This window comes from Marinobacter sp. UBA3607, assembly GCF_002375525.1.
Lineage (GTDB): Bacteria > Pseudomonadota > Gammaproteobacteria > Pseudomonadales > Oleiphilaceae > Marinobacter > Marinobacter vinifirmus.
The window spans coordinates 110917-124507 of sequence record NZ_DFLY01000015.1; the positions used below are offsets into that span (position 1 = coordinate 110917).

General features: G+C 60.1%; 8 protein-coding genes. All 8 read right to left on the bottom strand.

The genetic code is table 11. The features are described 5' to 3' along the window. A partial coding sequence (locus B2589_RS05730) for a hypothetical protein (RefSeq protein WP_286815917.1) occupies positions 1-2627 on the bottom strand: 2627 nt, incomplete at its 3' end. A gap of 38 nt (positions 2628-2665) precedes the next feature. Beyond that, complete coding sequence (locus B2589_RS05735; RefSeq protein ID WP_286815918.1) at positions 2666-3205, bottom strand: DUF4123 domain-containing protein; 540 nt, start codon at positions 3203-3205, stop codon at positions 2666-2668. Positions 3206-3222: 17 nt separating this feature from the next. Continuing rightward, positions 3223-5346 carry a type VI secretion system Vgr family protein gene (locus tag B2589_RS05740; protein ID WP_286815919.1) on the bottom strand — a complete coding sequence of 708 codons (2124 nt, stop codon included), beginning with the start codon at positions 5344-5346 and terminating at the stop codon, positions 3223-3225. A 100-nt stretch (positions 5347-5446) separates the two neighbouring features. Then, positions 5447-9040 (bottom strand): type VI secretion system membrane subunit TssM, encoded by a 3594-nt coding sequence (tssM, locus tag B2589_RS05745; protein WP_286815920.1) that lies wholly within the window; start codon positions 9038-9040, stop codon positions 5447-5449. Positions 9041-9064: 24 nt separating this feature from the next. After that, positions 9065-10510 carry a type VI secretion system protein TssA gene (tssA, locus tag B2589_RS05750; protein ID WP_286815922.1) on the bottom strand — a complete coding sequence of 482 codons (1446 nt, stop codon included), beginning with the start codon at positions 10508-10510 and terminating at the stop codon, positions 9065-9067. Positions 10511-10522: 12 nt separating this feature from the next. Then, a complete protein-coding gene (gene vasI / locus B2589_RS05755; RefSeq protein WP_286815923.1) occupies positions 10523-11164 on the bottom strand; it encodes a type VI secretion system-associated protein VasI in 642 nt (213 codons plus the stop codon). Continuing rightward, a complete protein-coding gene (locus B2589_RS05760; protein WP_286815950.1) occupies positions 11161-12726 on the bottom strand; it encodes a sigma-54 interaction domain-containing protein in 1566 nt (521 codons plus the stop codon). The genes vasI and B2589_RS05760 overlap by 4 nt, the downstream gene beginning before the upstream one ends. Positions 12727-12982: 256 nt before the next feature. Then, on the bottom strand, positions 12983-13591 hold a 609-nt coding region (locus B2589_RS05765), incomplete at its 5' end, for an AAA family ATPase (protein ID WP_286815924.1).

Below are 13591 nucleotides of genomic sequence, written 5' to 3' on the forward strand. Positions count from 1 at the left end.
CGAACGATTATCGTTCCCTCGGTTTTCAGCAAGGTCTTATCCAACAGCTTGGGAACTCCTTTCCAAACAGCAAGCTCCTTACTTATTCGCTCAGCAGCAAGACTACCAGCAAAAGTTAAATCTGCCAGAGCGCTTAGCGCACCTGCGCCCATCCGGGCAAAGCCCTTGTCATTGGTGATCTGGGACTGCAAACGCAGTTCACTCGTCAGGTTGAGCGTTTCAATGGCAAAAACTAAATATGGGATTCTCGCATGATCAAGAAAGCGCTCCCATTTAGTGGTTGATCGTAGCTGTCTATGGGTTTCAATCACCTCAGAATCTGCTGGCGCTGCAAAAACCTGCATTTCCCTCGCATGACGGGACGCCCCGGGGTCAACATCATCCGCGGACAAATCCAGGCGGGATTTTGACGTCGTCGCCAGGAGATTACCCTCCTCATCATAAAGTTCACCGTACAACCTTTTATGCAGATTCGCTTTATGGCGATATTCGTGATCAGCCTCGGTCAGGCCATACTTCAAGCCGATTTCAGGATCAGAGATTCCGATCATTAACCACCCCTGCGGAACAGCATTTCTGGCAACCAGTTCCACTGTGCCGAAGAGATCAGGATCCCTGGCCTTCGCCATGCGCAACAAAGGCCCATAGAACTTGGCAGATATCGAGTAACTTCGGGATTTCAACTTGTTCAAAAGTGCTTGTGAATGCTTTTGCAAACTATCCAGTAGCGTATTGACTGCGGCACTCCAACGCTTCAACTCAGTTACCAGATCAAGACTTTTCTCGTCTTTGGCGACTGCCGCCAGGGCAACGGCCGTCAGGGATTGAGAATTCTCTATCTCCGGCAAGGACTCGGAGATACCTTGCAAATCATTGGGCCGGCAACGGCCGTCACCACACTCCTCGGGAGCTGGAGTTTCAGCCCTTGATTTCAAAAGCTCATCACTGGGAAAAATCATCGCATGTAAGGGCTGATCACTGCCCTCTTCAATGATCTTCAACAAAAGGTCATTGGCATCGCGCACCTGCTCTTCATTGGTGACGGCTCGCTCGGACTCCGGATCCCAGTCGTTCGGGTTCTGACAAAGAACCTGAAAAATATTGCTGCAAACAGCAAACCCTTCGATATAGTCCTCTTTCTTCAGGGTAAACAGATCAGCAAGTACTGACTGGTACTCTGTGGACTTGATGGTATCTGCAACCAGCTTCTGGGCCCTGGCCAACTCCTCTCGGGCAATGCGTCGTTGGGCAGACCGCAGCGCCATGTGAAGTGGCCCGAAATAGGTCGTATCCAGGTGTCGGGCAAACTCGTTTAAAGGATTTTTCTTTCCGCCGAGCTTCTCAGGCAGAATGACCGACTGCACAAGGTAAGCACTATCAATGTGTTTCGACTTCTGCGCCAGCTGGGCAACAGTCTCAATCAATGACTGGGCCGACAACGCCTGAGATACGTGGTGACGTACACAAAACAGGTGATCTTGCAGAATCACGCCGGTGTAGCCTGCATCCCTCGATTCTGCCAGGCTGTCACCCGTTTCGCCGAGTGCTTGCCACAGTTCGCTCTCCTCGCCACTTAGCTGACTCTCCAGTGCCGCCAATCGGACAGATGCTGATCCTTTGAGAGCCGAGTCCCGATACCCCGCGTTTTCCCAGGCAGAACTGGCGGATTCCTTGTTCGCTGCAAAGGCTTCGGCTTCCTCCTTGGCCTGGGCGTACAGGTTTCGGGAGTATTGACCCTTAAGGTCGTAAACGCTCTTCCATGGCCGTGACAGGTTTTGCTCCAGATATGGCTCCCGCAACCTCATTTCCGGAAGTTCAAACAAAGACATCAAGCAGCCCGGCTTTTGCCTGTCTTCCGATTGAGATGCCACTTCAGGCAGTGGCTCAGGACCTTTGAGAGACTGACACCGCTCCTTTCGTGCAGAATGGGACGCTTCGAGGTAAGCAATGCGCTGAGCCGACCACTGCACCTCGGAAAAGGCCATCTCGAATTCAGACAACAGGGACCGGCTCATTTCACTGACCGGAATCCAGATAGCAGGCTGGGCCTTCCCTAAGGCCGGCCGCCGGTCTTCGGTAACGCCTTTCCTCCCGTCTTGTCGATAATCCGTCAGGCGAACATCCCGAAATTCCATGACGCCCGAATCGGCGTACTGCACCTCAAGCTCTCGCCACAGGCGACCATTGCGGAACACATAAATAAACCCGGGGCGCACCGGCACAAGCTGTTCCTTCGGCTGCCCCGGCTCAGGTTCCGGATCATGGATCAGCGTCAGGGGAACCAGCGGCAGAATGCGGTTCTGTTGTTTCTCCATCTCCCGTTTTGTTGAGGTTACGGACTCGAACAACGGCACGCGGATGGCAGCACCCTCTTCCGCAGAAATATCCAGCCACAGGTTATGACTTAGCCCCCGCTGCCAAGGCCAAACATGCAGGACTGAATTATCCAGGGGATCTACTTCAAGCTGTCTCTCCAGCCATTCCTGCTGCTCATAGTTAGTTTCATCGAAGATTCTGAAACTATGCCCTTCCGGATGCTCCTTACCGATCACTTCAATAATCAGTGATTCGCCCTCACAGGCAGGGCCGCAGTTTCCGGCAACCTGATTTGAGTTGTTCTCAGACATCCCTGTCATTCCTTGGTTTGCATAGGGTGAATTCGTGCTCAGACAGTAACGGTGTTCAATGCCTGCCATTGGCTTTCGTTCAGCGTGGGCACAGGTAACATGTTAAACGGGCTTGGTTTTTCGGTGGTCAGCCAGCGGGCCTCACCCGATTCACCATGCCAGTAGATAACGCGCTCCACCACATCCGCTTGCTCCTGGACCACTGGAGATAGCCGATGCCAAACATCCGGGTCATAGAAGCGCAACAGGCCCTGTCGTTGCCCATCGAAGCGTACTTTCAGACGCGTTCTTAACCATTTCGTGACGGACTCGAGTCCTACTGACGACTCCAGAATCAGGCCCGTTAATCGTCCCTCTTTCAGTCCTTTCAGCGCCCACTGGTATTCAGGGCTACTCTGGTTTGCCTCCAAAACAACCGGGCTTTCAGCCAGGTATTGCTGCCAGTCTGTTTCAGCAAACAGGTGCACCCACGTCGGGTTGTCTGCCTGCTCATACAACGACCGCACAACCGGTGGATTCTGGCGAGCTTCCAGCACCAGATAACACACTTTGTCAGATGAAGGTTTTGGTAATGCCACGGACCTCTCCCCTCCGATCATGCCGACTTGTTCTTGCCGCACGGGCAGTTCCCGAGCGGACACGAGCCATCGGGTTGTTGCTGACACTGCTCAACAATGGCGGTTCCTTGCATGCGTGCCTGCTTGAGGCGATGGGCAACGATGGCTTTTGGTTCGGCATCCAGACGTTGATCGACTTCCGCCAACGCCACCGGCGCCACAACCCCGCCCGCAGCCGTTACCAATCCGGGCCGCTCCGGCACCTGCACCTTCTGCCCACTGCCTTTGCCGCCAGCGCCACCGGCGTTCATCTTGATGCTCGCACCACCCAAGGCCACGCCGCTGGGGTCGATCTTTACGAAGCTGCCACCGGCTTTGAGGGTAATTTCGGCTCCTGCTTCGATCACCGCTTTCTGACCGGCTTTGATATGCAGCTCGGTGCCCGAGTCACTGAGCCAGGCGGCGCCGGCTTTGAGGTGCAGGGTGCCGGTGACGCTGAAGCTGTGGTCTTTGCCGGTTTGTTCGCGCTTCTCGCCGTCCACGGTGTGGTGGCTGTTGCCTTTGGTGTGGCTGAAGCGGTTGTTCTCCACCGTCAGGTGGCTGTCGTTCTTGATGACTTCGGTACGGTTGTTTTCCGTCAGCAGGTCCAGGTCTTTCTGGGCGTGCACATAGATCTGTTCCTGGTCCGCTTCGTCTTCAAATCTGAGTTCGTTGCTACCTTCGCCCTTGTGGGTTTTGGTTTTCAGCGTGGTCCGGGTTTTGTGTTCCGGCAGCGCGTAGGGCGGTGTGTTGGTGGCGTGGTAGGTGCGGCCGGTGATGATGGGCTGGTCCGGGTCGCCGTCCAGGAAGCTGACTATCACTTCGTTGCCGATTCTGGGCAGGGCCATAAAGCCGTATTGGCCGCCGGCCCAGCCCTGGGCGACGCGCAGCCAGGCGCTGCTGTGTTCATCATTTTTTGAATAGCGATCCCACGGGAATCGGACTTTCACCCGGCCGGACTGATCGCAGTGGATCTCTTCACCCTCGGGGCCGGTGACGATGGCCATCTGGGGGCCGTCCATCATGGGTTTGTGTTCACACACTGGCCGCCAGGTTTTATCGGCCGGGATGGCGGTGAAGTCGTTGTGGTAGCTGGTGGGTTCGCTGCCACCCTCTTCTTCCATGGCCTGGGGCTGTTTGCCGGTGTGGGTGATGGCGGTCAGCAGCCATTCCCGGTTCAGGCTCTGGCTGTCGTGTTCCTCCAAGTCCACTTTGGCGCCGGGGGTGAAGTCCGGGCGGTTGCTTTCGCCCTTGGCCAGGGAGGCGTCGTTTCTCAGGGCATCCAGTTTGGCCAGGGTGAAGGGCTGGCCGCTGGCGTCGGCCTTGTAGCGGCCGGGGTAGTCGTAGTGTTGGTAGTCTTCCCGGTGGTTAACACCGCCGGCACTTTGTTCATGCATCAGGGCGTAGGCGGGGTTCTTGAAGGTGTAGTCCTTCATGGCCACGGAGGCGGCTTTGACCCGTTCTTCGTAGGCGAACTGGAACACGCAGGGTTGTTGGGTGCTGCCACCGGCTTTGGTGTTGCAGGTGACCGGGTCCAGTTTCGGGGCGTCGCCGTGGTGGTCGGCAATGATCAGGGCTGGTTGTTCCTCGCCATCCACGCTGCCGTGCTGATAGCGGTAATGCCAGCCTTCTTCGGCGGCCAGTCTGTCCAGGAATTGCAGGTCGCTTTCCCGGTGCTGAACGCAGTATTCTCGTTCTGCCAGCGCGCGCTTCAGGTCAAACACCGAATCCACAATGCCCCGCTCTTCCAGCAAAGTTCGCACAATGGCGTCGGTGCTCTGGGCCTGGAAAATGCGGCTGTTGTGCATCAGGCCCAGACGCCATAACGGCGGCTGGATGACCACTTCATAGCGGGTGCGACGGTGGCCGGTGTTGCCACGAACAAACTCGTTCACCACACCGGTGAAACGGCGCAACGGTTGCCCATCCTGCCAAACCACCAGGTCTACCGGTTGTTCCAGAATGTCGGCAGCGGCCACGTCTGGGTCAGTACTGGCCAGCTCTAACCGGCCATGAAACAAGGAAGACAGCTGTTCGGTCAGCGCGAAGCCAACTACCGAAAAGTGATCTGAGGGGAATTCGCCTACACGGGCGGTGAACTGCAATCCGCTTGCCTTGGGCATGACTTCGATCCCTGAAGAAAAACATGTCTGTTCAAACCCACACCATCCGGGTACGGGCTGCGATCGGCCCGGGCGTTCAGGCCCGGGCGCGGGCCATAGTCTAATACAAGCTGCGGGGTATTCGGTACCCTGCAAGCAGCTGCTGTGTGAACGGGTTGGTATTACTGGCGGCATGCAGGCGATAACGCATGGCGCCGTCGTCTACGTTGAATTTTACGTCGACAGCGTTACTGCTCACGCCGGCAATCTCCGCTTTATCCAGCAGCCGGAACAGCGCCCAGGGACCGCTTTCAGAGATGCTGCGCGGCGAACGGTTAACCTGAACCGGCACCAGGGTAATACGGCTTTCCACCGAATCCCGCAGGGTGTTGGGCCATACCAGCGGTATGCTCTGGCGCGGGCCATGGGAGAACTCCACCAGCTGACCGTCGATGTTCACTACCGCCCGGCGTTTGTTGTTGGTCAGGTTCAACGGTTCCAGGGCAAATTCCACATCCAGGGTGCCGCTGCGGGTGAAGAAGGCCTGGCGAATCTGGCGGGCACGGTCCAGGGCCGCCACCACGTCACGCCGCACCAGGCTGGCCCGGCGGGCGTCGCCCACGTGCTCCGGATGATCTTCCAGGAACAGCTTCAGGTTCTGGTTGTAGAAGGTTTCCAGGATCCCATCCGGAGCAAAGAAACGTTCAAAATCCTGCAGGGCGGCATCACGGCCGGCACCGGCTGTGAACGGATAATGCCGGGCCAGGTTTTGCTGGAACGGCTGGTAAACCTCCCGGTACCACTCACGCTCCAACTGGGCCACCGCCCGGTCCAGCACCACCCGCCAGCTTTCCGAGGCCAGCCGGTTCAATATCCGGTTGAGCGGTTCCGGCTGGTGGTTCGCCATGCGCTGCAGGGTGAAGATCGGATCCGCCCCCTGCAGACCCATGCGGGCCCGGGCCGCCGCCAGGGAGGCCTTGCCGGCATCCGGAGACTCCTGGATGTTGCGCAGGTACTCGTGCAACTCGCCGACCACCAGCATGATTTCTTCCAGCCCCGAAGGCTGTTCGCCCTGCTTGTCCGACAGGCGGTTCAGGTCCGAGAACTGCCGTTCGATATCCTGCAGCATGCGGTAATGGGGCGACTGCTCCAGCAGCTTGCGGGCGGCCTCGGCTTCCCCTTCGCCCACAGGAATCAGGCGAGTGTTGTTCTGTATCTGGGCCAACAAGCGAGTCAGGGGCTGGTGGCCGCTGGTCAGGCTTTCCAGCATGCGCACACCGTGGTTCAGGTCTTCAAACCGGTGGATGTCCACCCGGCTGATAGCCGTACGCCAGGCGTCTGCGTAATTCTCTGCGTAAAGGGTTTGCAGGCTGGCCAGCAGTTCTGCTTCATCCGCCTTGCTGAAGTCCACATCGTTGCGGCGGCCCAGTACCCAGGCATCCACCAGCGCCAGCTCGGTTACAGAACCGGACTTGCCCAGGAACCACTTCTCCAGGCCGTCACGGGTCAGCAGGGCCGGAATGGAGAGCGGATCTTCCGTGCCCGGCAGCTCATCGCCCAGCGGTTCGCCGTAGGCATCCAGCCGGGTGAACACCGTGGTGAAGGCAGGGCCTGAGCTGCGGGCCAGTTCCAGCGGGGCCTGGAATTCCCGGCCGGCTTCCACTTCCAGGTCACGGTAAACGCGATCGGGCGTACTGATGCGGCCCAGCTCGTGCTGCGCCCACTGCACACTGCTGCGGAAGGGCGCCAGGGCCATGGCGGCGGTCTGATCGCCGTCGGCAGCCATGCCGGCCAGGTCGGTGTGGGCCATGGCGTACTGCAGGTGGCCATACAGCCGGTTCTGTACATCCCGCTGGCCCGGGAACCGGGACTGCCAGTATTCGCGCATATAGCCGGAGACAAGGTCACTGCGGCGACCGCTGGCATCGTAGAGCATACGAAGCACCCGAAGGTGTTCCAGCCGCTCAGTGCTGTCATCCGGCGCACGGCCCATTTCTTCCATCACGCCGAACATCAGGGCCGGCAGGTACTGGTAGGCCAGCATATCCAGGTAGGCGGCATCCACTTCCGGGCCGACTTTGTGGCCCTGATACAGGCCCATATCGGTAACCAGCGGCCATTCCTTGCGGTAATCACCGAACGCCAGGGTGGCTTCCCGCAGCTGATCCAGGGGCTGCAGCAGGTTGCGACCGGTGCTGTCCGGCTCATAACCCACCGGTTGCCAGTCGTTGATGAACGAGTTCACCCGGGTTTTCACCTGGGCAGCCGCCTCGGCGTTCTTGATGAAGTAATGCTGCCAGCCGGCGGTTACACCGGCACCGGCGCACAGGGCAACCATGGCGGCAAACGCCACCTTGCGCCGGCGCTTGCTGACAACCTTACGGTTATCGCCGGCCAGCCCGGCCTCCCGGTAAACGATGTCAGGAAACAGGTTGCGGGTGAACAGGCTGGCTGACTGCCCGCCCCGCTGGGCCGGCTGAATCGGGCCGGTTACCTGGTAGTTACGGGCAGCGGCAGAGACAAAGGCATCTTCGGGCACGCCTTCCTGCAGAACCGAGGTAAAGAAAGTACCGCGCACCAGTGCCGGAGTGGAGAAGGCATCGGCTGACAACAGGTCGGTCAGGAATTGCTCCATGGTGGTTTTCAGGCCTGCCAGCTGGCGGGTGAACGAATAGGCCGCGGCCCGCTCTTCGTTGTCGCGGGTGTCTGCCAGGACATCCGGCAGGCGCTGGCTAAGCTCATCCACCATCTCACTGTAGCTGTCCGCAAACTGCTCCAGCCAGTGATCATGGTCCTGCTGGCTCTCCAGCCGGAAGGTAAAGCCCAGGGCTTTTTCCTTCTCGGCTTTCGACAGGGTTCGAACAAAGGGCGCAAAGCCGTACATCAGGTCCATTTTGGTGAAAGTGACATACACCGGCAGCCGTGACCCCAGCTGCTCCATCAGTTCCCGCAGCCGTGTGCGCAGCAGGATGGCATGGGCTTCCCGTTGCTGGTCGCTGGCGGTGCTCAGGCGCGCCAGGTCCACGGCCAGGATCACGCCGTTCAGCGGGCGCTGAGGCCGGCTGCGCTCCAGCCAGCCGATAAAGTGGTTCCACAGCCGGTTCTGGATCTCACCGGTAGCGCCCTCACCCTGGTTCTGGCTCAGCAGTTCACCGTCCGGGTCGATCAGTACGCCGTTGTCACCAATCCACCAGTCAAAGCTGAACGGATTGCGGTCACCACGATTGTTACGGGTGACGTTGGTCAGGGTGTAAGTCTGCCCTGCCCGCTGAATCAGGCTGGTTTTGCCGGCATCTTCCAGCCCCATCACCAGGTACCAGGGTAAGCGGTAAAGCCCCTTGCGGCCCGGCAGGTTGCTCTTCAGGGCCTGTAACTGGCGGTCCAGCAAACGCTGCTGCCGGCGCTCCATAGGCAGGACAGGATCTTCCTGTTCCTGCTGTTCTTCGGCCTTGGCCTTGTTGACCTTGCCCAACCGGCGAGCCAGAGCCATGCCCCAGAACACCACAACCAGAAGGATGACCCCAAGGGTGACCAGCGCCCGCATCTGCCAGGCCATCAGCGGGTATTCACCGTGGATTTCCAGCCTTGGCCCCAGCCACCAGGTGGCCACCAGCAAGGCAACCACGCCCAGTACCAGGGTGACCGGGGCGGCGTTACGAATGTATGGCAGAAGCCAACGACCAATGAGTAATGCTTTTCTCCACATGGTTTCCATTCCTGCGTTTGATGCGTGCGGGCGTTACGCCAGTCGTTCCAGTTGTTTGATCAGGCCAGGTTCCCAGTCTTCCAGGACCAGCCCCTGAACCTGGTTTTTCAGGTCTTGTAAGTGTTCGCCGGCCATGGCTTTCAGGCCGGTTTCTTTCAACAATCGGGCACTGGCCAGGCGCCAGTAAAAGCGCTCCCTCGGTTCCCTTGCCTCTGCCAGTCCCTGCTCCAGAAGCTCCATGGCCGAAGCCAGCTTGTTCTGCCCCGCCAGCTCCAGTGCGCTGTCCAGGGCCTGCTCCCAGGCATTGGCCCCACCGCCACCGCCCTTGGCGGAAACCGGCGTGGTGTGCAGCCAGTCGGCGGCCTGGTCACTGAGGAACGGGGTGCCGTCGTTAAACGTGAGTTCCGCCAGCTGCGGCAAGCGTTCGACAAACGCTTTCAGGGCTTCCCGGATGGCCTCGGCGCAGTCGCCGTGGCCAAGGGCGGCAGCTACCCGGGCGCTCAACCAGTGGCCGTCGAGCCAGAACGGGCTTACCGACAGGCTTTGTTCAATGCGCTGCCAGAGTTCGTTGTCAGGCGTTTTCTCCAGTGCTTCCCGGTATTCCGACACCCGGTCGGCACTCACGGCGGCCAGGTCGGTGCGCTTGCCATCCCGGGTCGGTGGCAGGCTGGTAATGCTTTGCCAGATGGCATGGCGGCGCATCCGGTAACCCAGGGGGTTGTCCGGCTCGGTGCCGGTCAGCAGTTCGGCCACTTTCAGCAGGCTCTGGCGGGTGGCCCGTTCGTTGCCGGGGTCCAGAGTGAGGTTGCCCAGAGCTGCCGGTGTCGTCGCTGAAGCCGCAGGTTTAGGGCTTGCCGGGCCCTGGGTCGTGCCCGCCGGCGTCGAAGCGGGTTCTGTTGCGCTCTGGCCACCGGTGAGCTGATCCTGCCGGGGCAGCTTTTCGACGGCCCGTTTGAGGTCAAACAGAACATCATCCGGCGAATCCCGCGCCCGGGCCTGGTCATCCAGCCGGGTGATCAGGTCGAGGCAAAACTGCCGGCCATCGCCGGCACTGGCATCAAACACCAGGCTTTCCACCGGTTTCAGGGCCCTCTGCAGTATCTGGGTGAACAGCATTTTCCGGGCCCTCTGGCCCTTTGCTCCGGGGTAAGGCCAGGCCGCTTCCCACCAGTCGTCCAGCACCCGGTGCAGCAGATACAGAGACAACACAAAGCGTTCGCCGTCCCCACCCCGCTGCAGGCTCAGCATCAGAAACCCGAGCACCTTGATATCCTTGCTGCGGTCCGCCAGCAGCTGCAGTGCCACGCTTTCCACTTTGTTCCAGTCGATATCGTTGTGGGCCAGGGACCCCACCTTCATTACTTCGTCTTCCAGAAACTCCAGTGCGCTGTCCTCGGCCAGGCTTTCACCCACGGCAGACTCACCCGGGATAGCGCCAAGCACCTGGTCTACGTACGGATGTTGTTCGATCACCTGCATCTCATTGCTCCCTTACCAGCCACAGGCCTGACGCAAAGGCTTGATGGCCTCCGCGTAGCCGGTGAGGTCAAACAACAAGCCATCCAGTTCCGCCACATCGGCCTGAACCCGGGTATCCGGCTCCCGAACCATGGCCAGAACGGTGCGAATAGCGGGCAGGCCACGACCAGCACTGACCACCAGCCCCTCATCCCGCACCCGCCACCAGGCGCGTTCGGCACCCAGGGCCACATTGACCCGCTCCCGGTTAATCGGCTCCGGCAGCATGACCGCAAGTTCGGTAATGTTGTTGTGGCATTGCAGGGTCAGTACCGGGCGCGGGGGCTTTGCTCCCAGGGCGGTCACGGTGACCAGGTGCCCGGCGGTTGCCCCGGTGTTCCGGTACATCACCCCGGAGGCATCACCCTTACCAGCCAGGGCAAAGGCCTGGCGCCAGCGTTCGGAGCGGTTCATCCGAGGCTCTCCGGCACCCGACTGATAACGTGCCAGCGGTGTGGCAAAAACCTCGTCAAAACAGGCCAGCCGCTCCAGCCGGTTGGCTTCTTCAGTGCAGGCCTCGGCCGCGGTCAGGCGCGGATCGGCGACGCCATGGCTGCTGGCACACAGCATGGCCAGGGCCAGCAGGCCAGTTCGAACAGGGTCTTTCAGGGTCATAGGTCTGTTACCTGATACTTCAGACATTTATGGGCCAGGGTGCGCTTCGGCAAACCCAGGCTTTCGGCCGCCTGGGCACGGTTGCCGCCGTACTGACGCAGACGGTCACGGATAATGGCGGCTTCAAAGGCCTGGGAGGCCGCTTTCAGGTCGCGGATGTCGTCGACTCCCGGCACCCCCGGCACGGTTTTGGGCTCCACGCTTGCTGTCAGTGGCTGGCCAGGTTCGGCAAACAGGTCATCCAGGCGCAGTACATCGGGCTGGATATCGTCACCGGCGGGGGTTTGCAGGCAGGCCAGTTCCACGATATTGCGCAGTTCCCGCACGTTGCCGGGGAAGTTGTAACCGGCCAGCGTGTGCAGGGCGTGGCTGCTGATACCCAAAGGGCCGCTGCCTTCACGCTCGGTATACAGGCGGATGAAATGCCGGCTCAGGGCTTCCAGGTCTTCGGTGCGCTCGCGCAGGGGGATGACCCGCAACGGGAACTGGCTGAGTCGGTAGAACAGGTCCCGGCGAAAGCGGCCGTCTTCGATGCCTTCCTGGAGGGGCTGATGGGTTGCCGCTACCAACCGGAAGTCGGAGTGCTGTTCATCCCGGGCACCCAGGGGGCGGAACTGGCGGCTTTCCAGCACCCGCAGCAGTTTCGATTGCAGGGCCATGGGCATGTCGCCGATTTCATCCAGGAACAGGGTGCCGCCGTTGGCCTGGGCCAGCAGGCCTTCCTTGGCCTGGTCCGCACCGGAGAAGGCGCCTTTGGTATGGCCGAACAGTTCGCTTTCCAGCAGGGTGTCCGGGATGGCAGCACAGTTGACCACCACCATGGGGCCGTTGGCCCGGTCAGACATGTCGTGGATGCCCCGGGCCACCACGTCTTTGCCACAGCCGGTTTCACCCTGGATCAGCACCGACAGCTGGCTGCCGGCGGCACGTACCACCTGCGCCCGCAGGTTAACCATGGCTTCGGAGTTACCCACAAGTGTGTGGGCCAGTTGGTTGCAGCGCTGGCGCAGGGTTTCGGCGTCGTGCAGGTGGTCCAGGGAACGTTTGAGCATGCGCCGCTGCCACACCTGGTCGCGGGTTTGCAGTTGGCTGATCCACTGGTGCACCAGCAGTTGTTTGATGCCGGCGTACAGGGGCTGGCTGATGATGCCTTGCCAGTCGGGGTGGTCGCCACACAGTACGAGCATGCCAAGCGTGCGGCCATCTGTGCCTTTTAACGGTTCCAGCCAGAAACTTCTCGGGCGCCCACTGAGTTCCAGGAGGTTCTGGAAGCCGGCGTGATCCAGGCGGTAGCTGGCGGCGCGGGTGAGTTCCCGCGGCTGGCCGGTTTGCAGCACGTGGGCGAAGGGGTGGCTGAAGTCGTTACAGTCGAATTCGCCCGCTTCGTCCAGTTTGCCGCAGTGGAGGGTTCGGCCGCTGAGGTCGAGTTCCAGTGCCCAGCATTTGCTGAGCCCGAAGGCGTTTTCGAGTTGGCGGGTGGCGGTGTTCAACAGCGCCGGCAGGGTATCCTGTTTGATGAGTGCCACCGCCAGGTCTATGCCGGTGTGCAGTTCCTTCTGCATCCTTCCCATGCTTTCCATCCCGGAATAATGACTTAGGAGATCGTCGCCCGCGCATCCTGCGGGGTGGCTTTCCAAAACACGCTGTGAATACATCCTTGTACGCTCCGCTCTCGTTTTCCGCCCGCACACCGTGGGGTATCGCTTTCCAAAACACGCTGTGAATACGTCCGTGTACGCTCCGCTCCGCCATCCATGGCTCCGCAGGGTTTTGGAAAGCGATACCCCACGGTGCGCTACGATTCAGGAGGCCTCCAGGCTAAGCGACTGTTCCTATAAATTTATTTTCTTTTACACCCAGAGTGACCTTGGTCACCGGCTCTCTTGCCGCCAGTTTTTCCAGCAGCGCCAGCGACACCGGTGGCAATAGTTCTCCTTCGATGATCGACTCCAGCATCCTTGCGCCGTTTTCACTTCTGGTGGCGCGGCTGCGGATGGCTTCTACCAGGCCGCCTTCCAGCTCCACCTCGGTGTGGTAACGGGCTTTGATCTGCTCGGCCAGGCGCTGGAGTTTGTCGCCGACTATGCGGTTGAGGGTGTCTTCGCCCAGCGGCAGGTAGGGCACCACTTCCATTCGTGCCAGCAGCGCGGTTTTGAAGAAGTTGGCCAGTTCCGGGTACAGGGCTTCTTCGATCTTTTCCGGTTCTTCGGCGTGGTTGACGATGGTCTGGTAGCCGAGGTTGGAGGTGAGGAAGAAGACGACGTTTTTGCAGTCGATCAACCGGCCTTCGCCGTCCGCCAGTTCGCCTTTGTCGAAGGCCTGGTAGAACAGGTTGAGAACTTCCGGGTGGGCTTTTTCGACTTCGTCGAGCAGCACCACGGAATAAGGCTTCTGGCGGATGGCTTCGGTGAGGATGCCGCCTTCGCC

Coding starts and splice junctions, on each gene's coding strand:
- B2589_RS05760 (WP_286815950.1), bottom strand. CDS start 12,726: ATGCAGAAGGAACTGCACACCGGCATAGACCTGGCGGTGGCACTCATC.
- vasI (WP_286815923.1), bottom strand. CDS start 11,164: ATGACCCTGAAAGACCCTGTTCGAACTGGCCTGCTGGCCCTGGCCATG.
- tssA (WP_286815922.1), bottom strand. CDS start 10,510: ATGCAGGTGATCGAACAACATCCGTACGTAGACCAGGTGCTTGGCGCT.
- tssM (WP_286815920.1), bottom strand. CDS start 9,040: ATGGAAACCATGTGGAGAAAAGCATTACTCATTGGTCGTTGGCTTCTG.
- B2589_RS05740 (WP_286815919.1), bottom strand. CDS start 5,346: ATGCCCAAGGCAAGCGGATTGCAGTTCACCGCCCGTGTAGGCGAATTC.